Origin of the sequence: Fructilactobacillus fructivorans (genome assembly GCF_001434095.1) — a bacterium.
Taxonomy (GTDB): domain Bacteria; phylum Bacillota; class Bacilli; order Lactobacillales; family Lactobacillaceae; genus Fructilactobacillus; species Fructilactobacillus fructivorans.
The window spans coordinates 41,289-65,192 of sequence record NZ_AZDS01000006.1 but is presented as its reverse complement, the minus strand read 5'-3'; the positions used below and the strand labels follow the sequence as shown (position 1 = coordinate 65,192).

At 39.5% G+C, this 23,904-nt stretch carries 18 protein-coding genes; 8 read left to right on the top strand and 10 right to left on the bottom strand.

Features of this window, described 5'->3' with window-relative positions; translation table 11 throughout:
- Positions 1-61 precede the first annotated feature (61 nt).
- Complete coding sequence (locus FC73_RS06750; RefSeq protein WP_010022052.1) at positions 62-601, bottom strand: hypothetical protein; 540 nt, start codon at positions 599-601, stop codon at positions 62-64.
- 132 nt (positions 602-733) lie between these two features.
- Here FC73_RS06750 and FC73_RS06745 point away from each other — a divergent pair, with 132 nt between their 5' ends.
- Positions 734-1,915: a thiolase family protein gene (locus FC73_RS06745; RefSeq protein WP_010022054.1), complete on the top strand. Its 1,182-nt coding sequence runs from the start codon at positions 734-736 to the stop codon at positions 1,913-1,915.
- 66 nt (positions 1,916-1,981) lie between these two features.
- Here FC73_RS06745 and brnQ read toward each other — a convergent pair whose 3' ends face one another.
- Positions 1,982-3,328: a branched-chain amino acid transport system II carrier protein gene (gene brnQ / locus FC73_RS06740; protein WP_010022055.1), complete on the bottom strand. Its 1,347-nt coding sequence runs from the start codon at positions 3,326-3,328 to the stop codon at positions 1,982-1,984.
- Between the two features lie 144 nt (positions 3,329-3,472).
- Between brnQ and FC73_RS06735 the strand changes: the two genes are divergently transcribed.
- The 3 genes from FC73_RS06735 (at position 3,473) to FC73_RS06720 (ending at position 6,276) form a co-directional block, all read left to right on the top strand.
- Positions 3,473-4,006 carry a GNAT family N-acetyltransferase gene (locus FC73_RS06735; protein ID WP_010022056.1) on the top strand — a complete coding sequence of 178 codons (534 nt, stop codon included), beginning with the start codon at positions 3,473-3,475 and terminating at the stop codon, positions 4,004-4,006.
- A gap of 348 nt (positions 4,007-4,354) precedes the next feature.
- Positions 4,355-4,936 (top strand): hypothetical protein, encoded by a 582-nt coding sequence (locus FC73_RS06730; protein WP_010022057.1) that lies wholly within the window; start codon positions 4,355-4,357, stop codon positions 4,934-4,936.
- Positions 4,937-5,748: 812 nt separating this feature from the next.
- Entirely contained in the window at positions 5,749-6,276 is a 528-nt protein-coding gene (locus tag FC73_RS06720) for a hypothetical protein (RefSeq protein ID WP_010022060.1), read from the top strand.
- A gap of 99 nt (positions 6,277-6,375) precedes the next feature.
- Here the strand turns inward: FC73_RS06720 and FC73_RS07010 are convergent, their stop codons facing one another.
- Both FC73_RS07010 and FC73_RS06715 read right to left on the bottom strand, forming a co-directional pair.
- Positions 6,376-6,525, bottom strand: coding sequence for a hypothetical protein (locus FC73_RS07010; RefSeq protein ID WP_010022063.1), 150 nt, complete (start codon positions 6,523-6,525; stop codon positions 6,376-6,378).
- Positions 6,509-8,473 carry a glycoside hydrolase domain-containing protein gene (locus FC73_RS06715; protein ID WP_010022064.1) on the bottom strand — a complete coding sequence of 655 codons (1,965 nt, stop codon included), beginning with the start codon at positions 8,471-8,473 and terminating at the stop codon, positions 6,509-6,511. Before FC73_RS06715 ends, FC73_RS07010 begins: the two co-directional genes overlap by 17 nt.
- Before the next feature lie 289 nt (positions 8,474-8,762).
- Between FC73_RS06715 and FC73_RS06710 the strand changes: the two genes are divergently transcribed.
- Together FC73_RS06710 and FC73_RS06705 are read left to right on the top strand one after the other, a co-directional pair.
- Entirely contained in the window at positions 8,763-9,080 is a 318-nt protein-coding gene (locus tag FC73_RS06710; protein ID WP_010022067.1) for a helix-turn-helix domain-containing protein, read from the top strand.
- Entirely contained in the window at positions 9,061-9,471 is a 411-nt protein-coding gene (locus FC73_RS06705; RefSeq protein WP_010022069.1) for an ImmA/IrrE family metallo-endopeptidase, read from the top strand. Before FC73_RS06710 ends, FC73_RS06705 begins: the two co-directional genes overlap by 20 nt.
- Before the next feature lie 50 nt (positions 9,472-9,521).
- On the opposite strand, the gene FC73_RS06700 is transcribed toward FC73_RS06705, so the two are convergent.
- Positions 9,522-11,216 carry an oleate hydratase gene (locus tag FC73_RS06700; RefSeq protein ID WP_010022071.1) on the bottom strand — a complete coding sequence of 565 codons (1,695 nt, stop codon included), beginning with the start codon at positions 11,214-11,216 and terminating at the stop codon, positions 9,522-9,524.
- A 239-nt stretch (positions 11,217-11,455) separates the two neighbouring features.
- On the opposite strand from FC73_RS06700, the gene FC73_RS06695 reads away from it, so the two are divergent.
- Positions 11,456-11,689 carry a hypothetical protein gene (locus FC73_RS06695; RefSeq protein WP_010022072.1) on the top strand — a complete coding sequence of 78 codons (234 nt, stop codon included), beginning with the start codon at positions 11,456-11,458 and terminating at the stop codon, positions 11,687-11,689.
- Positions 11,690-11,794: 105 nt separating this feature from the next.
- Positions 11,795-12,931, top strand: coding sequence for a recombinase RecA (gene recA / locus FC73_RS06690; RefSeq protein ID WP_010022075.1), 1,137 nt, complete (start codon positions 11,795-11,797; stop codon positions 12,929-12,931).
- 67 nt (positions 12,932-12,998) lie between these two features.
- Here recA and FC73_RS06685 read toward each other — a convergent pair whose 3' ends face one another.
- From FC73_RS06685 to FC73_RS06665, 5 genes are all read right to left on the bottom strand, one after another.
- Complete coding sequence (locus FC73_RS06685; protein ID WP_010022076.1) at positions 12,999-14,126, bottom strand: nuclease-related domain-containing protein; 1,128 nt, start codon at positions 14,124-14,126, stop codon at positions 12,999-13,001.
- 129 nt (positions 14,127-14,255) lie between these two features.
- Positions 14,256-15,614, bottom strand: coding sequence for a cytosine permease (locus tag FC73_RS06680; protein WP_010022077.1), 1,359 nt, complete (start codon positions 15,612-15,614; stop codon positions 14,256-14,258).
- Positions 15,615-15,890: 276 nt separating this feature from the next.
- Positions 15,891-19,628, bottom strand: coding sequence for a helicase-exonuclease AddAB subunit AddA (gene addA, locus FC73_RS06675; protein ID WP_010022078.1), 3,738 nt, complete (start codon positions 19,626-19,628; stop codon positions 15,891-15,893).
- Complete coding sequence (locus FC73_RS06670; protein ID WP_010022080.1) at positions 19,615-23,199, bottom strand: PD-(D/E)XK nuclease family protein; 3,585 nt, start codon at positions 23,197-23,199, stop codon at positions 19,615-19,617. The genes addA and FC73_RS06670 overlap by 14 nt, the downstream gene beginning before the upstream one ends.
- A complete protein-coding gene (locus FC73_RS06665) occupies positions 23,199-23,774 on the bottom strand; it encodes an NAD(P)H-binding protein (RefSeq protein WP_010022082.1) in 576 nt (191 codons plus the stop codon). The genes FC73_RS06670 and FC73_RS06665 overlap by 1 nt, the downstream gene beginning before the upstream one ends.
- Positions 23,775-23,904: the final 130 nt, after the last annotated feature.

The following is a 23,904-nucleotide window of genomic DNA, read 5'->3' as shown; positions in this document are numbered from 1 at the left end:
CACTTTTGGTCAAAAAAGGTCAAACTTTTTTTGAGATCCCCTTTAAGTTAGGAAATGAAGCTTACTTTTTCTTCGAATACAAGTCAATTCCATCTTGAGGATGCTGACTAAGATACTTCTTGGTGAACGCATCAACCGCACTCTTATCTTCTAGATCAACGTCAGCATCTTTCATTGCCCTCACCAATCTACTATAAAAAGCATCAAAATTAGAATCGTACATTGAACGAAGTGCCTTGGAATTATCCTTTACCCACTGATTCAATTGAGAACCGTTCTTAATGATCCCCTCATGATCTAAATAGGAAAATAAATGCGTCAACGCAAACGGAATGAGCTGAAACAATGAATCCGTTTTTTCATCGCCGTCTAATAAAAGCGTAAAACGACTGAACATCACGTCAGCCAACAAATCAACATCCCAACTTGCCGGTTGCTTGTTTAGTCCCACGATCGCAATCTCCACAAAGCTATCAATAATGGTATCAATCTCATCCACTTCACTTTGGGACTTACCAGCAATCTCTGGCTGTGAATCAATGGCATCCAACCATCGATCAATCATTTCTCCTACTTGTTGTACCTCTTCATCCTTATTCATGTTCTTCTCATCTCCTCCATTCATTTTACTATAGTAGAAACTCGAAAATTAGCATTAACTTTCCACTTTAAAAAAAGTTAAGCAAAAACATGTATAATTGTCACCGTATTAAGTCAAAGGAGCATCGAATTTATGAATGACAAAATTGTAATTGTAAGTGCCAAGCGAACACCCATTGGAAAAATCAACGGGACGCTTGCGAGCCTCACTTCAGTTGACCTAGGAACCATTGCTGCTAAGGCCACTATCAAATCCTCCGGAATTAACCCCAAACAAATTGACCAAGTCATCTTTGGAAATGTAATTCAGGCTGGCGGAGGACAAAACGTTGCCAGACAAATTGAATTAAACGCTGGTATCCCAAACACCGCCACTGCTTCTACCATTAACCAAGTCTGTGGATCAGGAATGAAGGCCGTTCGTCTTGGCCAATCAGCCCTTCAAATGGGAGACGCTGACGTCATCCTCGTTGGCGGAACCGAAGGCATGTCAAACGCTCCCTATCTAAATGCCAACGAAAGAAAGGGTCACAAGTTTGGTCCCGTTACCCTAGAAGACAGCATTCAAAAGGATGGTCTAAACGACGCTCACACTGGCAAGCCAATGGGAATCACCGCTGAAAATGTCGCCGATCGATTCCACATCTCCAGAACGGAGCAGGACGCTTTTGCGCTTCAATCCCATCAAAAAGCAAGTGCTGCTCAACAAAATGGTTACTTTAATGAAGAAATGATCCCAATTGAAATCAAAAAAAAGCGTGGCAACACCGTCGTTGACAGAGATGAAGGGGTTCGTTTTGATACATCCATGGAACAACTTAAAAAGCTCAAACCATCGTTTAAAGAAAACGGGACGGTCACCGCAGGCAATGCGGCTAGCTTAAACGATGGTGCGTCAGCCATTTTAATCATGAAACAAAGTAAGGCTAATGAACTGGGACTCACTCCAATTGCTGAACTGGGTGCATACGCCGAAGCTGGGTGTGATCCAGAAATCATGGGATACGCCCCCTACTACGCCGTCAACAAATTGCTGAAGCAAACCGGGCAAAGCATTAGTGACTTTGATCTATTTGAATTAAATGAGGCCTTTGCCTCTCAGAGTCTGGCAGTTGCTCGTGACCTGCACATCCCTGACGATAAACTGAATATCACGGGAGGAGCGATCTCAATGGGACATCCCCTTGGTGACTCAGGTTCCCGTATCTTAATCACCCTGATTAATAACCTAAAACGAACTGGTAAAGCCGATGGCCTCGCCACGTTATGTATCGGTGGTGGCATGGGAATGGCAATGACCGTGCACCTACTATAATGAAGAAAACTAAAATATCCCTCGGAGTTAGAGCAATTTCTAACCATGAGGGATATTTATTTTGACTTATTTGAATGATTTCTGAGCCTGCTTAACTGACAGAATAAGGCCAATCGCCAACCCAACCAGCGCGAACAGCACCCATCCCATGCCGTACTGAGCCATGGGCAAAATATGATTGAGCTTAAACAACCACGAGAAAACTGGTGCATGAGCTAGTTCAGGAATCGTAGTAATTCCACTTAAAATAGCCGGGATGGCGATCCACCAGGTGGTCATTTGGTAAACGATTCGTGGTCGCCTCAACAACGGCTTAATTAACGAAATCAAGATCAGACAGATTGAAAATGGATAAACGATCATCAGTACTGGCATCACAAAGCGAATCATCTCAGTCAGGCCCATGGTTGCCAAAAGGGCTGACATCACCACTGCAAAAATCAAGACGGGTAGGTATTTAAACTTGGGAAAAATGTCTGACATGGTATCCGCAAAGGCACTACTCATCGCAATCGCCGTCTTCAAGCAGGCCACAATCACGATGAGAGACAACAAAATGTTTCCGTAACCCCCAAAGTAGTGGGTCGCAATCTGAACCAATGCAATCCCACCGTTAGCCGACGGCCTAAATTGGCCCAAACTGGTGGCTCCCATGTAACTTAGCAGGACATATACCACCGCCATCATCAAGCCACCAATCAAGCCGGCCTTTCCAATACTTATAGCTAGTTGTTTTGGACTTTTAACTCCCAAGCCACGGACGGTTTCCACTACCACAATTCCGAAGGCAATCGATCCGGCCCCGTCAAGCGTGTTGTAGCCCTCAACAAATCCAGACAACAGCGGAGAATGAGCGTACTCACCCATGGGATGGTAAAAATGAGGTGATCCCATCGGTTTCACGATCGACATGACCACAATAATCGCTAACAAGACTAAAAATAGTGGGGTCAAAAACTTTCCGATGTACTCAAGTAAGCGTCCCCGATTATATGACAATAAGAAAATGACAACGAAGAAAACCAGAATAAAACCAATTAAACCCATTTGCTGATATCTGGAACTAAGAAACGGTGAGATCCCAATCTGAAACGACGTCGCTGCTAACCGCGGAATTGCCAAAAGTGGTCCCATGATAAAGGAAATTAAAATGGTAAAAACGTACGCAAACGACTTGCCCACGTTTGACGAAATTTCAAACGCACCGGAACTGTCAGTGACCCCTAACGCAATGATTCCTAAAATTGGTAGGCCAACTCCCGTTAAAATAAAACCTAGGGTAGCCCACCAAACGTTGCCACCAGCCATCTGTCCCATGTTCACAGGGAAAATCAGGTTACCAGCTCCGAAGAAAATTCCAAATAACATGATCCCAACGTAACCGATTTGTCTGACACTTAATTTCTTTTCCAAGTTTTCTCCAACTTTCCTAAATTACTCTTCAATGCATTTTACCAGAAAAAAAGCTCCCACCATAATTAATTTAGTGGTTGAAAAACCATCCCCGCTTCACTATAATTACTTATCGTCTAATAATAAAAGTAAGGAAGTGTTAATATGTCTACTATTTACGTAAGAAAAGCCACCGAAGCCGACCTTGACGATATCTACACCATCATCAAGAACGCCAAGAAGTTCTTAGGCGAGCAAGGCATCGACCAATGGCAAAGCGACTATCCCAGTGAGGATGATCTCGCCCGTGACGTTAAGTTTGGCATCTCATATGTCTTAGACGTTGACGGTCAGGTTGCTGGAACTGCGACCCTTCACTTAGGAATCGACCCCGACTACTTACACCTCGAAGGTGGCGAATGGGCAAATGGTGACCAAGGTCACTACTCTGCCATTCATCGCATTGCGGTTTCAAACGATTATCGTGGCCAAGGACTGGCATCAAAATTCATTAGTGGTCTATTTACCATCTCGTCACTACGTGGTTTTAAGGATGTCAGAATTGACACTCATCCCGATAATAAAGGAATGCAACACGTCATTCTCTCAAATGGATTCACTAAACGTGGTACTATTTATGCAAACGGTAAACGGAATCACGGAACGGAACGTTTTGCTTACCAAATCGAATTAAAATAATAACTAGGAAGTGGCCAAATTGGGCGACACAGCGGTATTAATCAAGTTAATTATAATGGCAGCATTCGGGTTGATCGTAATTTTGGGTTGCATGGGATGGACTTATCATAAAACCCATAAATTGACATCAAAACGTTTTTTGGCATTATCGGTGTTGGCAATTTGTTTCATTATTATCCTAATTATTTTAGTATAAAAAGAGGCTCAACCTGTGGAATTCATGGGTTGGGCCTTTTGTTTTGGGAATATTTGAAAATGAACATACGATGAATTCTTTAACTATCAATTTGTGTAAACATTGAAACTTTACTACACTTAACACCATTAATTTAGTTAAGGAGAATTTTAATGAAACACAAAAGGACAATCGTATTCGTCGTTATTATCGTATTAGTAATTGTGGTTGGATTTGTCGCATATTCAAGTTCACATCGTACAGATCACCAAGAATCAAGTAGTAATGTGAGACAAGAGGAAAGAAAACCCGAAAAGCAAAAAGATAAAAAAACGAACAGTATTAAAGATAATAATAAGGAAGATATTGAAAGTTCATCACAGACATCATCTACAACAGATAGTCAAAGTAACATGAGCTCATCTACTACCTCTAGTGCCAATGACAACTCATCCTCTTCTACTAATGATGCTCAATCTACACAACCATCTAATAATTCTGATCAAGAAAATAATCAACCAAGTCAATCCAATTCAGCTCAGAATAATGTAGTTAACAATCCTGAGCAGGCCATTAATGTTCTGAAAAATGGCTTAGGGTTCGGTGATGATGATATGGAATACGAATCTTTACCAACTGACGGGTTCTACTATGATATCCAATTAATAATTAAATCATACAAAGATCAAGGTGGATCTGGAACTGCAGGAATATATCGTGTTAATAAAGATGGAACATACAAAGAAATTAAATAACCATGAAAGCAGCTATAAACTAAAGCATCAATACTATTCACAATTCGAAAGGCTTAAGCAAATACACTTTAATAGAAAATTATCTTTATTAACTTAACCATAATAAAAGGGTCAGCATCAAAATGCTGACTCTTTTTACATATTAAATAACTTCCAATGACTGATACTATTTGTTACTCCAAGCATACTAGTGCTAACATAATTAAGGCACACTATTTAGTTTAATAGAAAAGCATTAATGACCATTTTTATTGGAGGAACTATTTTGCAATTTACTTTACCAATCATCTATTACATATTTTCTAATATAATATATTTTTGTTTAATTATACCTATAATATATTTATGTGTCGCATATGAACGTTCCAGAAAACATTTAGAAAAAGAAAATAAAAATTACAAAAGTGCCCCTTCAATTTCGTATATATTAATATTAATTGCGTACTTCTTTATTAATAACATTACAGTAAATACCTTCGATAAAAATAATCTGTGGAAAATAACTTTAAACGATCGTTGGGATCTTTTATTAGGGAATACTGGTTACTTCCCTATATTAATGATAGGTTCAACATTGTTTATTTCTTTCATTCTATATTTAACCATTCATAAATTAAAACACTTTAATTATATGAATAACACAAATAACGACTTTAAAAATTTAAGACAATACTTTTTCAAGCACATTAACTTTATCTACTATCTAGTGATATTTGCTTGTGCTTTATCATTTATAAATATCATTTGTGGAATAATTTATCATTTTATATTTTACTAACGAGAGAATATTCGGTTATAAGGAGAAAAATAAAATGCCAGAAAAATCAGACTACATCAAGGACTATCAAGAATATTTACATAAATATCACATTATGTCACGTTTATTGCTACCATCCATTATATTGGTAATCATTACCTTCACTTTAGGTTTCATTCTCCTTAATATGCATGCAAACAAATTCATCCTCTGGATCATGGGAACAATCGATGGAATTACATTCTCGCTATTTATTACCGCACTAGGAACTACAATAAGATTAATAATAGAAAAATATAAGATTAAGCATATGCGGGCTTCAAGGTTAAAACATTATTATTATTTATGGGTCATTATTTTATTTGTGTGTTTTGGAATTTTTGTTTTCATTGGATCAATTGAAATACTATTACTTTCAAACAATTTATGGGAGGCATATGAATCTCCAATGCTGCCAACGTTTTTAGTTTGTTCTGGCTTTTTATTCTATTATCTTTCTAAAAGTACCTTAAAATATCGGAAAAAGAAATATTCAAAAGAACTTACTGAGGGAATTAAAAAGATGAAATTGGAAAATAAGTAATTAAGACATAAATCAATAAATGGACCTGTAATTAAAAATTAAGGGTCCATTTATTTAATCATTTTAATACACCATAAATTACGCAAATAATATCATATATCATCCTACTAGTGCTGCTAAAAATGCAATTATTACAGCAACACCAATACTTTCACCTTCAATTGCATATCTTACATATGCCGGTGTCAAAGCAAACGTATCAGTCTTTTCTCCTAATTTGTCGGCAACCTCATCATAAGCTTTTTTCATAACTCTTAAAATCAGGATAGTTATGTGGATGAGAATCAATATCAATTGAAATAGAAAGTTCTGTATCAAAACTTTTATTATTAATCTTTAACTTAAAAATATTAAATTCTACTGATATACTCCAACCATCTTTAGTTTCTACAATTTCAATTGAAACCTGTCCGTCTTCAATTTTTTGAACAAATTCCCATTTATTAAATAAACTAACGATGTATACTCCGGCATTAATATTGTTATTACAACTTTGCATTACCCAATCAAACATAAACTTTAGTGGTAATGCACCGTTACTAATAGTAAACAATCCTGATCCATGGATAGGTTTAATATCACCTTCACCTACTAAGGTAATTTTTAATGATTTATTATCATTGTAGATTACCCAAGGAACATCAATTTCTACTTGTGTATTATCAACAATATTCTTCAAAGCATCTTTGGCAGACATTTCTCCAATTCCCGTTGGCTTAATCTCATTAGTTCCATTATCTCTGCCAGACGATGCATCTTGGTCAATTGCAATGTCACCTAAACTGTATTCAACAAATTGGTCAATTGCCCAATCTTTAGGCATCTGATAACCCAAATTTCCACTATATCCAGTTGACATATCAGATACAAAGGCTGCTTTTGCAAGTCCTTTACTAAGGGTTTGAGCACAAACATTTCTAGTTCCGTAAATTCCTAGTTGATAATTTGATCCACCTAATGCCTTTTTGACTCCTTCCATATATGGAATAACCGTACTATCAATGTCGCCAGCCTGAATATCAGTATCAACAGCAAAATAAATAATAGTACTTTTTGGGAAGCCGAGTCGTTGTGCTGTTGCATTTGCAATTCCTGCATCAGCACAGCCCTGGCCATAATTAAAGTATTCCTGACTGCCATCATTATCTTGATAGATTGGAAACACCTTTAGGCCACCATCAGTAATTCTTTTCAGTTCATCATCAGTTAGATTTTTGCTACGACGTTTTGAGCCAGTGCCAACTGATCCAGTTAAGTAACGACCAACAATTTCAAATCCATAATTTTTAATGTTTTTAACGTCTTTATCACTTAATTGAAACGAAGTGTCACATGCATTTGAATCTCGATTAGTATTCCCGTTACTGGTAAGTAATCCTTTGATAACAGTTAAATCTACTTTCCCTGTAAATGGTGGTAAATTCATAAACTTTCTAAAATTAACCACATCTTCAGCAACAGAATTGTTAAATACTCCATCAACAGATCCACTCAAAAAATCATTAACCATTAATCCATATTGAAGTAGTTTAACTCCTGCACCTTTATCACCTTCAGTTAAGGTTGGTGTTTTGTTAATAGTTCCTGATCCATAAACTCCGTTAGCTTGCACGGGTGTCATTCCTTCAACAGCTTGAAGAGCATAAATCAAAGCTGTATTCGTATTTCGTTGATACAAACCGTCAGTTGGAACCAATCCAAGATCATTACCAAAATAATTAAGATAGTTATGATTTAAATATTGTTGCATTTGACGATAGTTATTTTTACCACCATCAAGCAATTCAAAGGCAGCCATATCAAATAAACCAGCCATTAGTGGGACATTAACTCCACCTTTATCTAATCCTGCGTCATTTCTAAGGGTATTAACTGCATTCTGTGTATCTTTTGTATATTTCTCATCAAACGCATTCGGACTAATTCCCTTACACCAAAAAGCACCTTGAATTAACTTTGCAATCTTACCTTTATAGCCGACCTTCAATTGATCAACCATTCCACTTAGTGCTTTCTTGGTTTTATCGCCAAAACCACTACCAAGTGGACTAATACCTAACTCATGTTGAAGTCCCATTCTTAAAGCATAAATAGTTGGCCAACCAGTGTTTCCATTTTCCTTGACTTTATCAAATCCTGAAACATTCCCATATTCTTGGTTCAACCACTTCTGAACGTTTAATACTTGTTGATCCATAATTATTTCCTCCTAAAATTCTATTCATCAGATTTAAGAGTTAGCGCTAACTCGCATGCAAACACATCGAAATCAAATCGCAATCATGTAGAATAATCATTGAATATCATAGACAAAAGCTCTACAATGACAGTAAAGAAAATCAGCTGAAATAATCTAAACCGACCTCTCCTTGAGGTCGTTGATTGATTTCTCATCTGTTTACAAGAGCAATCATATATCCATTATTTCTACATGTCAATAATTTTATAGATTATTTTTCTATATAAAGGATTAAAGGGAGTCCAAAATGTCGATATATCAACGTGTCAAAGAACTTGCTAAAAACAAAAACATTTCCATTCGCGAATTGGAGCATCAGCTCGGCTTCTCTAATGGAACCCTTCAAAAATGGGATAAAACGGCCAATTCACAGAAACTAAAAAAAGTTGCTAACTACTTTAATGTCTCCGTTGATTACCTTCTAGGAAATTCAACCGGTAACTCTGCTGATTTAGACGACCTCTCAACGATCATGATGTTCGGGGGCAAACCAATTCCCGAAGAAGATCGTGAAACGGTAGTGGAAATCTTAAGGAAACTTCGAAATGCACGAAATCATCAATAGCCTCTTCAACTATGCGTTAGATAACGACATCGCGGTTGAATACACTGACAAACTACATCAGAATACCCAGTCCTTTGCGGACGTCCGTTCTCGGTCAATTGTGATCAATGCCAACTGGCAACCACGTAAACAACTGCCATTCATCATTGCGCATGAGATTAGCCACATAATGCAGTGCGATCAAGATGACGCTATTCTTAGTTTCACGACCTTGCTAAGTCCGAAGTATGAACAAAAAGCCAATGTCAATGCGATCAAACTCTTGATCCCTTTCTATGCTGACAATAAAGAAATCGATCAGATTAATTTAGAAGAATTTATGGAGTTATTTGCCATCCCAGACTCACTACGAGACGTGTGTTTTACTGAAATTAAAGACTATGTTGATTGAATACCAAAAAAGCTCAACTTCAAATGAAGTTGGGCTTTTTTACGATCTAATTATTCAAACAACTTTTTAGCGGCCTTAGCCATGACCTTGGGATTCTTATCAAATCGTGGGTTATCTACAAGATTCGACATTGGAACGCCCGCAAAGTGGTAAGCAGCCACTTCACCAGAACGAACGGCACTTTGTTCAGTGAAGACCATCTGATACGGCTGGTCAACAAATTCACCAGTGAAGGCTAAGTTTGTTGAGTGTTCTGGAATGACTTTTGGACGATCAATCCTAGCCCGGTTATTAAACAATGCCGAAGCGTATGGCATGTATACCGGAACCGAGTTGACGATCGAATCCATGATTTCTTTTTCTTTATCCCGAATATTAACGGGACCTGGATCAACCTTTGAAAGTTGACCGATCAACTCTTGAACCATTTCTTTTCCGGTCATCTTGATGTATTGCTTGTCAACGAATTCCCCGCGACGGTATGGATACAAGAAGTAGCCCCAAAGGACCGTCTCATTTGGTTTCTGGTCAGTGAAGTGAGGTTGGTGATGAACCACGATTGACATTCTTACGTCTTTTTGTCCTAATGGAGTGATTGGACTCGTTGATAAGAAGGAGTTCAAGGCATTCCCCGGAAGTTGCGTGGTGATCCGAGTAATTTCGTTTAGGAACGTGTGATCCTTGGTGGTTACAGTGAAACTACTCCAACCACTAGCATTGCGGTCGGCAAAGAATTTATCAGGATTTCCCAAGTTGTAGAAGTGGTCAGTGGCTTTCTTCCACAAACTTGAAGCAGCACCATAGTCGGTATTTTCACCTGATGGATTGTTGAAGTCCCCAAGGGTGGCAGAATCAGTAATGGAACCATTCGTGAAGAAGACCGCGGTATCATCATCAACGTCAACGTGTTCCTTTTGACCGGTGTCAACGTTCTCCATTTCTAAGCCCTTAACGGTAATTTCTTCGTTCATTGGAGTTTCTTTGAAGTCCCAGTCATCAACTCGTCGATTCAAGACGAACGTTACGCCTTGCTTCTTCAAGTAATTAATTAATGGTAACATCAAACTTTCGTACTGGTTGTAACGAGTCCGGTTAACTCCAACTAGCGTGTTAATTTGGGTAAATTCGTAGATCATTTGGTGCATGTAACGTCTAAGTTCCTGTGCTGAACTTTGAGTTCGGAAGGCAAAGGTAGTTTCCCACATGTACCAGAAATTCGTTTGAAACATGTGAGGATCATCTTTGAAGTAATCAGCGATTGAGACGTTATCAAGTTCGGTTTCCTTATCGTCTGGCATCATGATTAACTTAGTTAATAAGATTCGATCCTTGTTGTTAAAACCCATCTTAGCGGAATTAATAATGCCCTTTTCGCCTTCCATCAAACGCGCTTTATCGTAGGTGCGATGCTTAGCATCAAAGTCCCGCGTGTCTTCAGCGGCGGTCATGCCCTCTTCAGTGGCTGAAGGAACTCGACTTAACAGATCCATTAAATCAACGTAGGTACGATAATTCAACATTCTTCCACCACGGGCTACAAAGCCAGTCTGGTCCGAAGTTTCGTGATTACGGTTCCAGTATTCGTTACCGGTCACGTCAGTTTTGGCACCATCGTTTGCGCCATGGTCATCTAATGAATAGAAAGTAATGTCTTTTCCATCCCAGTGGCCCTCTTGAATCAGGTAAACGGCAGCCGCCATGTTAGAGATCCCGGCACCGATCATAATTGCTTTTTTCTTAGTCATATTAACCCTCCTAGATTTAAATCCAGATTAAGCATTCATTTCTATGTTAGTGATTTCACATATGCTTACAACTACATTATACCGTACAAAAAAGTCCGTATGTAACTTATCAAATTGATTTAATAATTTATTTAACTAATGTTCCGACGTGGCAAATAGTCGTTCAACATGGCAGTCCACTAATAGATAATTAAGGGGGCAATCTGGTACAATATAATAGTAGAAAGGTGGTAATTACTATGTCAGAAACAATATTTTTCAATCCCGGAGACTCCCTTGGCAACTTCCACGACTACAACGATGCAGTTCGTTCTGCCCAACTCTATCGTGATAAGCAAATCGAGTCCAAAAACGTCGTAGTAGTTCATGGCAAAGATAAAAAATCATTCGATATTTTCCTTTCGGATAACGCTCAATCAAACGATAAGAATAACGATCAAACCTCACCATATTATGTCAATAAACGAATCTAATTGATTGATTTGATTTAATTGGAAATTACGTAGTTATTAGTGTACAATTGATTATATCAAGTAACCAAACGTATGTTCGCAATTATGTAAAAGGAAAGGAATTTTATGGCAAATTCTAAAAACAGTGCAGACGGGCGTCAAATCGAGCTCGACAAAGCACTTAGCAAGATTAAGAAAGAATTTGGGACTGGTGCTATTATGCGCATGGGTGAATCACCTAACCAGAACGTGGATTCCATCTCAACCGGTATCTTATCATTAGATATCGCCCTTGGAATCGGTGGTTTCCCGCGTGGTCGTGTAGTTGAGATTTTCGGTGCCGAGTCATCTGGTAAGACTACCATTGCCCTTCAAACCGTTGCTGCTTTGCAACAGGCTGGTGGGACAGCCGCATATATCGATGCTGAAAACGCAATGGATCCTGAATACGCCAAAAGTCTTGGTGTTAACATTGATAGCCTTTTGTTATCACAGCCAGGAACAGGTGAAGAAGGACTTCAGATTGCCGATGCCTTGGTTCAATCCGGGGCCATCGACTTAATCGTTGTCGATTCAGTTGCAGCTCTTGTTCCTAAGTCTGAAATTGAGGGTGACATTGGTGACTCTCACGTTGGTTTGCAGGCTCGTTTAATGTCACAGGCCCTTCGAAAGTTAGCTTCTAGTATCAATAAGACCAACACGGTGGTCATCTTCATTAACCAACTAAGAGAAAAAGTTGGTGTGATGTTTGGTAACCCTGAAACCACACCTGGTGGTCGTGCCCTTAAGTTCTACTCAAGTGTTCGACTTCGTGTTAGTTCCGGTAAGCAATCAAAGGAAGGCCAAGATGTCGTTGGCCGAGAAACCAAGATTAAGGTTGTCAAGAACAAGGTGGCTCCTCCATTTAAGACCGTTGATACCCTGATGAGTTTTGGTAAAGGAATTGAACCAATTGCCGACATGGTCAACTTAGCGGTTGACAAGGACATCGTTGACAAGTCTGGATCATGGTACTCATACGGTGAGAAACGATTGGGACAGGGTCTAAACAAGACCGTTGCCAACCTTGGTGACAAACCTGAGATGGTCGAAGAAATTAAGCAAAAAGTCAGAGAAGCATATGGCATCGCCAATGATGAAGAATCAAAGGATGATGACAATGGTAAGGATGCTAAATCCAAGTCAACTGACGATAAGGCAACTACTAAGAAAGCAACAAAGGCAAGTGCCAAAAAAGATAGTGGAACTAAATTAGACGTTTAGTCTTGAACGAAAAACGCCTAACCATGAAAATCATGGTTAGGCGTTTTTTTGTACGATAAAAATTACTTTATCTAATACTTTGACCAGTATCATGGATAAACCGTAAACATCTTTCGACCAAGGGAAGATTTGGGATCAGTTCTTCGTTAAAGATATAATGATTCCGATTCTGTTCTGAAACTTGACTGGCAGTTATTATATGGACTATCTGAGCCACTTCGTTAGGGTTAAAACAGATTGGATACTCTAACAACCTCTCACTAAGCTCTGATACGTTAAAAATTGTGTCCCGATGGCTTAACACCCGACAATTATCATTCGCATTAACAATCAATGAATGAACGTTATTCATTATTTCCCCACTCTCTCCATCCATTGATAAATTATCACTTAATAAGTTCCCAATGGCTTTTTTATGATTTAGGCTTTGTTGAGCTACATTAACAAAATGAGTTTTGTTATTATATTTGTCTCTTCCAATTAAGTAACCACTTTGGGTCTCTTCTATGTACCTAGACGTCGTCCAATTTTTAACTTCAAAGATGAATATTCCTCTTTGGGAAATCAAAATTACATCTTGTTGATTCCGATTAGTGTGACCATCACCATAATCATTCCATACATTACTATTAGAAATCACGTCCCCAAGACCCTTGACCGAATTTGCCACCCGATTTTCACCATCATTACCTACCATGATTTTACTGTATTCTTTCTTTAAATCACTCAAGTGCTCGCTAAACTCATCAATGGCAGTAAAGTTGTTATAAATATTCTCATTGTAATTATTCTTAATCTTTTTCACATTTTTGTAGTATTCATGCGCCAGATAAATTAGTCGATTAACTATTTCCATCTCATCATTATAATTGATATTGAACTCATCATTAACTAATCGAAGTTGTCTCATCAGAAGATTACTATAAGCTCCATTTGACAATTTTCGTCTTACAATCGCATTTTTGGCAATCGCGGGAAATTCATTTAATTCATCTAATTTTATTCCATATTCATTTAGCTTTTTAGTAAAATTCGGTTTCTTGTTTCTTCTAGTAAAAAGTAAAAAGCTTCCCCACAATGAAAAGCAAAGTAATAAAGTCCAAAAAATTCCAACGCCTAAAAAACAATTAAGTATAAAGATTACAAGACAAATAATGGTCGCTAAAACCTTCCAAATCTTATGATATCCGTCCATGATTTTCTCCTAGAAGAATGATTTATTATTAAAGTACTAACATAATATTATAAACCCTTTAATATCAATTAATTAACACAAAAAAACCATTCACTAATTTTGAAAAGTGAATGGGTTTTCTATTTCTATTTAAGCTTTTCGCATTAATTTACTACCGACATAATAAACGATCGCAACCACAATCATGGAAATGAAGGTCGCACCAACCGTCGCCTTAACAATCGGCAACAGGTTCAAACCAATGTAGAGTACCACTCCAATGGCGATACATGCCATCGCAAACCAGTTAATGCCACCCTTATACCAGTACTTTCCAGTAGGAGTTTCCAAAGCTTTCAAATCATATTTCCCATCTGATAAACCAAAGTAATCAACTACCAGAATGGCAATGATAGGACCAAGGAACATCCCGGTATAGTTCAGAAATGCGGTAAAGGCATCCAAGAAACTGCCATTAATCAGTGGAACCAAAGTCAAAATCATGGATAGAATCGTAACGATGAACAGAGACTTGTTCAGACTAATCTTAGGAATCAGGTTATTTAAAGCCGAGCCACCGGACTGAATGTTGACGGCGTTAGCGGTCATACTAGTCAAAACAATGACAACCATCGCAATCAAACCAAGTCCTAATTTATTGGCAACGGTACTAGGATCCGAGTTGTTCGGGTTGAACACACCAGAAGTTACGGCAACACTCAGAGTCGTACATAAACCAATGATCACAAAACTGACCATTCCTAAAATGGCACCCACGTAAGGGGCTTGGGTGGCAATTCGTTTACTAGAGGTAAACCTAGTAAAGTCCGCTCCACCAACAACCCAGCCTAATGCGGCTGCGGCAATCGTATCGAGCGCCACTCCAAATGGCATTTTAGACTTCATTGGAACCTGATACTTAGCAATCTGGGAGAACGATACGTCGCGAAAGACCACGATCACTTCGATAATGACAAAGATAATTACCAAAACCACTCCGATTCGTTCGATAATCTGAACTGATTTCGGTCCCGCAATGATACTTAACAAATGCAGGATACTCATGATGATGATCCCAACGATAATCCCAAAGTAACCACCGGGTTGGCCAAATAACGCCCAACCAAACATACTATGAAATAAGTATGCTAAGGACGTAGCGGCAATGAACGTGTTAACCGCCGTCCAACCCATGAACAAGGTTAGGTTAATGACCGATGGAACGACACTTCCTCGAATCCCAAACGGTGCTCGCGACAGAATCGTGGTGGACGCTCCCGTCTGATATCCCATGTATCCCACCATGCTCAAGAACGCAAAGGCAATCACTGAGGCAATCACTGCGGAACTAATTCCACCGAAAAAGCCGGCAGCAGCAATCACTCCCCCAATAAACCAGGTTCCGTTGTTGGCGTTGGCGCCGAACCACGTGGCAAACATATCCCAATAATTCATGTCTCGTTCGGAAATTGGGATTGACTCAAATGCATATTTCTGATTACTCTCCATTTTATCCTCCAATTATTAACGACTAGTTTGGTTTACTGTCTGATGGTCGTATCTGCAACATATTTCAAGTATAACACTGAAAATTAGCTCTACCATGAGGAATTCTGACTCCTACTCACCTCTTTAAATCTTTCCACCTAGTCATATGAACGATCAATATGTTGTAAATTCTATCATTCGACTTTTCTTGAGGCAACAAAGTTACATAATTAACAATGTTCGTCTTTTTTTGTAAAATAAAAAACGCTAATCATCTTCGATTAGCGTTATTTTAATTTACTTCTTCGGTACTACTCGTTGCAAACTGTTATTTGAAAGTAGGTATAAATATTCGTCTTTAACTGGTTTGCCCAAAATGTCTGACAAGGCAATTCCATAGATATTAACCTGACCACGATACTGGTCAATGATCTTTTCAACGCTAGCATCGGATTTTTTAGGATTAACGAAGTCGGTTTTGTAGTCAAACAGAACCGGACCATCATCTAAATCAAGGTAGCCATCGATAATTCCGTGGACCAGGAGTTTTTGATCCGCGTCATTTTCAAATTCCGAGAAGATTTGTTCTGCGGAAATTAGCAGTGAAAACGGAACTTCTCGGTGAAGTTGATCGGGATGGGCCTTGATTAATTGACCAAGCTCACTCTGGTAGAATTTTACCACGGAGTCAACGTTAACCTTTTTAGCAACCTCCGGCGTAATTAACTTATCATTAACCAACTGCGCCAAGAGTTCAGCAACCGTATCCTGATTGATCGGTTCCTTAACGTTAATCTTCTGCAAAATCAAATGCGTCGCCGTTCCAATTTCCATCGAGTTTGGCTGTCCGACCGACTGCATGAACTGGGGTTGCATAAACGTCGTGTTGTTGTAACGAGTCCGACGCAAGATCATGTTCCGACTCTCTGACACACTGCCTAGCTGGATATTGTCGGGATCGTCAAACAATCGTTTGATTTCTGAAACGGATTGATAAGCAGTCGTGGTGGTTGCTGCATGATACGGATACTTGAAGTCCATGATGTGCTGAATCTTCGACTGATCAATTTGTTCGTTCTTTAGCGTTTGATCCAATGAAGTACTAGTAGTTTCAGCTTGACTAGGTTGTTGTAAGTCCTTGGCAGTCACAAATTCGACCTTAAAGTTGGTCGGATCATTGGCTAAAACATGGGTCGCATCAACCTTTCCGCGATCCTGATAATAATTTGGGTGACGAGCAAGTGCTGCCCCAATCCAATCCATGAAACTCTTGGCGCCACTTCGCATCGACTGATCTAATACCATGTTGTGACTTTGGTAGGCTCTTTCCCAATCCTTGGTTTCAGTTTCAGGCGTTTTCTTGTTCTTAACAATTCCGGTAATGTAAAGTTGTTGCTCAGCACGCGTCAAAGCCACATAAAGTTTACGCATTTCTTCCGCCAAATTGCTGTTTTTCTTTGCGGCCATAATTGCTACATACTGCAAGGTTGGTAATAATTCATGTTTAGATTGATCAAAGTATTTAATGCCAATTCCTAATTTATTATTCAAAACATACCGATTCTTTTCGGCAGATTCATTGAAATTTTTAGTGGCGTCCATTAAAAAGACGACCGGGAATTCAAGTCCCTTACTACCGTGAATCGTCATGACGTGGACCGAATCTGTCTCAATATCGGCGGGAGCCTCAGCCAGGTCATCGTCCTTATCCTGAAGTCGTTTGACGAATTGAACAAAGGCAAATAGACCTTTGAAACTACTCTTTTCGTATTCTGAAGCACGTTCGTACAGTGCATGCAAATTAGCTTGACGCTTCTTGCCAGCTGGCATCCCACCAACGTAATCCAAGAACCCAGTCACACTGTAAATGTGCCAGATCAAGTCAGATAATTCGTGTTTCGTCGCAAAATCCTTGAAATCTTTTAATTGGTCCAGAAACAGTTGGACTTTCTTAGCAACCAAATTTCCAAACTCATTGGGCTCTTGTGACGGATAATGATGGTAAAAATCAAGGATGGACGCAAAATAATCACCGGTCTTGTGGTTAATCCGCAGATAAGCCATTTCGTTTTCATCCATCCCCACGATTGGCGAACGCAGAACTGCTGCCAATGGGATGTCTTGGTACGGATTATCAATAATTTGAAGCAGCGACATCATAATCTGAACCTCAGTGGTCTTAAAGTAACTTTCACCACCGTCAATTGATAGTGGAATTCGTTTCTGTAAAAATTCTTTGGAGAGGTTCAAATTATTATTCCGCGTGGGTTCCAAGATCGCAATGTCACCGTAGCGAATGTCTCGCATCTCATGCGTAGTCTTATCGTAGATCTGCATCTTCTTTTGTATCAAATCCTGAATCTGATCGGCCACCATGCGAACTTGACCCTCGGAATTAGTGTCAGGTTTCAACGTTAAATCTTCGTCATCATCTTTAGAATTATCATCAACATACATCAGGACGTTGGCGTTTGATTTGACGGAATTACCATAATAGGTCGCACCATACTTCAACTTGGCGTTTCCGGTATAGTCCATTTCACCAAGACCACGATCCATGATCTGAGAAAAAACCAAGTTGGTAAAATCATCGACGTTTTTAACCGAACGGAAATTGTCAGACAATTCAACCGCGGTGTCTTTATTATCAGATTCCTGATAATGATCCAGTTTTTCCAAAAACATTCCCGGATCCGCCAAACGAAAACCGTAAATTGACTGCTTAACGTCGCCCACCATAAACATGTTTTCGTGCTGCTGATTCTTCATCGCACTTAAGATCGCATCTTGTAGTCGGTTGTTATCCTGATACTCATCAACCATGATTTCATCAAAGTAATTCTGCAATTGTCGCTTGATTTCTTGGCTGTCTTCACTCTTACCAGTCAAGATGTTCAACGCAAAATGTTCAATATCAACAAACTCGTAAGCATGTTTCTGCTTTTTGACTACTGCATAACGCTTTGAAAAAGTTTGAACAACCTCCACTAATTTTTGAACTAATTTTTCCGCCTGCTTAATGACATCTAAATTAGCATCTTCTTTGGCAAAGAAGTACTTGGGACCAATTTTATCAATAATTTTTTTAGCTTCTTTGCGCGAATCCATTGCAACTTTCTGGAACTCTTTTTGAGAATCATCTATTTTTTTACTTATACCCTTTTGATTCATAGATTCCAACTTAAAGGGGTTAAATAATTCATAAAGTGCATCCCACGTTGCGGTACCTAGTCGATCGTAGATTCGATTTAATTTTTTAATATCTTTATCAATTAAATCCGCACGACTAGAGAGTGCCCCATCCAAGAATTCCTGCTTAGCCTGTTTGAGAATTCCAACCGCTTGCTTGATCTTATTTTGAATTTCAGGCAGCAAGTACTTCTGGTAAAAATTACTTTGGGTAATGTTGTCATCCATTTGGTACAAATCAACTAAATGATTAAGCCATGCCTCAGGATCTTGATTAGCGTTAGAAAAATCATAAAGACTCAATACCACGTCAGTCAAACCATCATCACCACGATCGTTAGAAAAGTTTCTGGTTAATCTGGCAAATGAACCGTCTTCGTCATTACCGTATAGATCCTCTCGGACGTCTTCCCAGACGGAATCACGCAACATTTCTTTCTCGGTTTTATCGGCTAAAATCCGAAAATTTGGATCTAGATCAATGGCGTAGTAATCCTTCTGGACCAACCACTGACAGAAGGCATCCATCGTGGAAATGTGCGCAACTGACAACTTTCGGATCTGTTTTATCAGGTTACGCTTCTGTTCGTCATCATTAGACTGATTAACCTCGTCTTGTAAACCCCTTTTGATCCGATCACGCATTTCCTTAGCGGCCGCTTTGGTGAACGTCACAATCAAAAGGTGGTCAACATCGACCCCATGTTCTACTTTATTAAGCACGCGTTGAACTAAAACTCTGGTTTTCCCTGAGCCAGCTGAAGCTGACACCAAGGCGTTTCCAGGAAAATTTTCCGTGATGGCCTTTTCCTGTTCTGGGGTAAAATTCATACTATTGTCCGCCATTATTGCGTTCCTCCTCTCTTAAGAAGTCAATGACATCTTTGTTATCTCCCATGTCTTTCACAATTCGATAATTATTTTCAGTTAATAATGGGTCAAATTGCATAACTGGTTTGTACGGAGAATAAATAATCTTTGATTTGTCCTTGTACTGAGATGGTTCCAACTTAATGTTTCCGTCAAAAATCTGCTTTCCAGCATTCTTAATCCGTTCCTCAGTTCGTCTTAACAGTAGTTCCAAGTCATGGGGTTCAATGATGTATTTTTTAACAGAATCTTTATACAAATTCCCATTTTTATCAAATTTATAAGGATAGATCATGGAGGAATCAGCAACGTTATTCACCATGTCTTTCAACATGCCATCGTTATTAACCAACAAGCCACTGTACTTATGTTTCTTCATCAAGGCTGCTTCAATTTGTTTTATGTCATCAAAATTTTTGACCTCACTAGGTTTTAAAACCGGATCAAAGATATGCATGTACAAGGCACTAGCTAACTTCGCCTTGTCGGTACTGGAGAGCTTATCTTGATTTTGAACGACGGCATCGAGGTACGTCATCATCTGCATCCGCGTCCCGTCGTAAGCCTCCGACAGATCAATATCTCTGTCACTAGATTTGTAGTCAACAATACCGAGATACTCAGTCCCATCGAGGAACATTTGGTCAATGCGGTCGATTCGTCCCCGCACGTTTACCGAGTGATGATCGCCCAAATCAAAGTTCAAGCCATCAATGCCGTTGGGTTTCCCGGGTTCGCCAAAAATAATTTCGGTATTTTTCGGACGCATCTTGGTGTAATGGGACTGATCACGCAAAGTGGTCGCCATCTGCATTACCGTTTGAACCAATTGTTTAGAAATGTATTCCATCCGATTAGAACTCTTTAAAATTTCGTACTGCAGATCCGGATCGTCCTCGATAATGGAACCTGTAATTTTGTTCACCATGTTTCTAATCTGTTCATTGGAAAGATCCGTAATATCAATGTGCTTATCGTTAATCTCTTTAATCAACTTATCGAGTGACTCGTGATAGAAAGTTCCGGTACTGCTGGGATCGAGATTAAATTCATCTCGTTCTTTCAACCGTAGTCCGTACTTTAAGAAATACTCATACGGATCATAGTAAAATTCTTCTAGCTTAGAAATGGAAGTTGTGATGGAATTACCGTACAAGCCGGTCACAATCTCTGGTTTTAAAGCGGCAGGAACATTCTTGTACGTCAAACTCCCCATTAATTTCTGGGTAATGGTCCGCATGGTTGGATCGTTTTCTAAGTACGATTTAATTTGAGTCCAGGCTTGCCCTAATTGCTTGCCATTAACTTTGGCATCAAGTGAAGCCTTTACCAGGTATTTCAACGTGGCCCGTTTGGAACCAACATACTGCCGAATATCATTTGAATCAGGACTGGGAGTAGCGGAGACGTGCTTTTCTTCCAGGTTGAAATGGTCCTTAATTCGAGCTACATATGGTGAAATGGCCTGGGTTACGTCACTTTCTCCACCACCCAAGTTATACGAAAAGACTAGCTTGGAATCGGGCGTCATGAACGCCAGGTAGTTTAAGTAGGGTTCGTTAACCATCTGCGTCTCACTATTATCATTTAAGTACTGATCATCGGTGAATTGTTCATTCATCTGATCGCGATCGGCATCGTTTAAAAGACTGTTATTTTCAATGGTAGCGGGCATACTATTGTCGTCGGCCCCCATCACAAAGGTTACTTTTTTATTATTGAGCTGGACTAAACCAGTTTCAGAAATGGTGACCTGATCCAAGGTTGATGGAATCTGGGAGTATGAAGCTCCCTCAAATCCAGCTTTCAAAAGATCCAAGAAGTTATCCATTTCAAAGGGATGGTCACCCAGAAAGGTCACAAAGTCATCCAGCAAACCACACAGCGTGTTCCAAACTTGTTCAGATTGACCAGCTTCCTGTAAGTCACCACGTTCGGTGGCCTCATCCTGCCAGTGTTTTAGTTCATTAATGACGCCGTTCTCATCCAAAAATTGATACAGGATGTTGGCGGCATCTTTCCCAGTTTTGGCCTTAGCCATCTTCTTATAAAATGGTGGTAACGTGTTTTTTACAAAATGGCGAATCACGTTGATGTCCGCGGAAATTTCCTTATTCCGATTGGAGACAATGCCAGTGTCATTGTCAGAAATTGTGGCATATTCCCAGTCTTCATCCTGCGTCCAACGTTTCCCTTCGTAACCATTCTTTAGAATTAAATTTTCACACAACGAAAGACAACGACGATAACGATCAATATTCATCGGGTTGCCCTCCTGGTCATGGGGAATCAATAACTCAGACTTAAGTAAACGCATCACATCGTCATAACGATAGTTACGCTTGCGATCCGCGCGATAGATGGAGAACAATGCATCAATTAGTTCCACTAGGGGATGATTATCCATGTGTTTCTGAATGTCAACGAAGTACGGAATTTGTTGCATCTGAAAAATGGGATCGATGACGTTTTGATACTTATCCAAGTGTCTGGTAACCACCATAAAATCAGAGTATCGGAAACGTCCCGTTGCGACCATTTGGCGAATCATCGTGGCAATGTTCATCAGTTCATCGTAGTTTGAATCAGCCCGAAAGAGAGCTACATCAGGATTACCATTTGTCTTGGGTTGAATTGAGGAACCAACTTCACTACTTGCAATCCAATAGTCCTCAAGTTCCCTTAAACCGTCACTACAACGACAGTCGTTAGCGTACTGGTCGGTCATAACCTTAGTTCCACTTGCCCGAGCGTACTGGTACAACTGATGATAAAGTCGTCCTGAGCGTAAGAAGAACGCCGAACTATCCGGCATTTCGTTTGGATAGGCATGGTCAAGGTTAAGGTCAATCGTGATGCCATTAGCCTTATCAATTAGGGTCTTGACGATCTCAAGTTCTTGGGCCGAAAACTGCGAAAAACCACTGATGTAGAAGTGCATCTGGGACAAATCGGTGTCAGTCAGATACTGATTCAACATTTTCAGTGTGACAGAGGAATCAACGTATTTTCCGTCCGTTTCTTTCAAAAATTCACGATAAATCACGCTGATATCATGCAATTTTCCCTGTAATTCGGGATTAATCGTTCCAGGATCGAGATCAGCAATCTTGTCCAACGTATCTGGGTCGATCCTCCCCTGCTGCAGTTCGTTAATCTGATCTGCCACTTGGGAAATAAAACCAGGTTGGGCTCCCTCACCTTTAAACACGGTCAGCTTGTCCTGGTAATTCTCAATGATCTGAAAGATGATCATGTTAACGGCATCCTTTGAGAGTCGTGGTAGTTGATAACCCTTACTGTTACCAAGGAAATACCACATCAATCGAGAAAACGAGAAGACCTGAACGCGTGTCTCGGCAAACGTGCTCTGATCATCATGATTCAGTTGTTTGAGCGTTCCTAGTTCGGACTCAAACTTAATGTGATTCGGTACCAAATAGAAATAAGTATCATGTGAATGTTGCTGCATGGAGTGGTCAAGGTTATCGATCACCTTTTTAAAGTGATCGTTACTGGCCTTGCCGAGTACGAATTGTAGTGCCATTATTCTTTCCTTTCTGAGCGTTCCTCAACGAGAGTCTGAGACTGATTCTTAAAACTGCCGTTCACGATCGCATCAATCACAAAATGGGCAATCGTTTCATGTGAAACAATTCCAACCGGCACGGGCTGCCCTTCTTCAATCGTGTGGCCGTCATTGTGCTTGGTATTAACTACGTTAACGAGTCGAAAAATGGTGTACGGAATTTCTGATTCATCAATAACTTTAATGGCATACTGTTGTTGCTTTAAAAATTCACTAACGTCATCGACCCCAGGGTAATCCAGTTCACCGTCGACTTCCTTATCAATTCCCGCGGCTGACAGAAAAATGATCCGGGCGGGATTCAGACGTCCCGAATAAATGACGGAAAAGAGTGCCTCCATGTCTAAATCAACGTCCAAGGGCCCTAAAAAGGAAACGATCACGTCAACATCTTTCAGGTGGCCTCGGTACGTCTGTTCCTGCGTAAAGTCTCCCGTCGTTATTTCATGAACTTTAAATTCATTTTTTGAATTAAAATAGTTAAAGACCATTTGTTCGGCCTGTGTTTTTCCAAGTAGTAAAATGTTTTTCATCTCTAAAACCCCATTTATATCTTTATTCTATCAAATTTGTCAACGACCGTTAATGCATATTTTTTCGCGACCAATTAATATTGTTCGTGATTTGACACATTTTAACATTATGTTATCCTAATATCGTGGT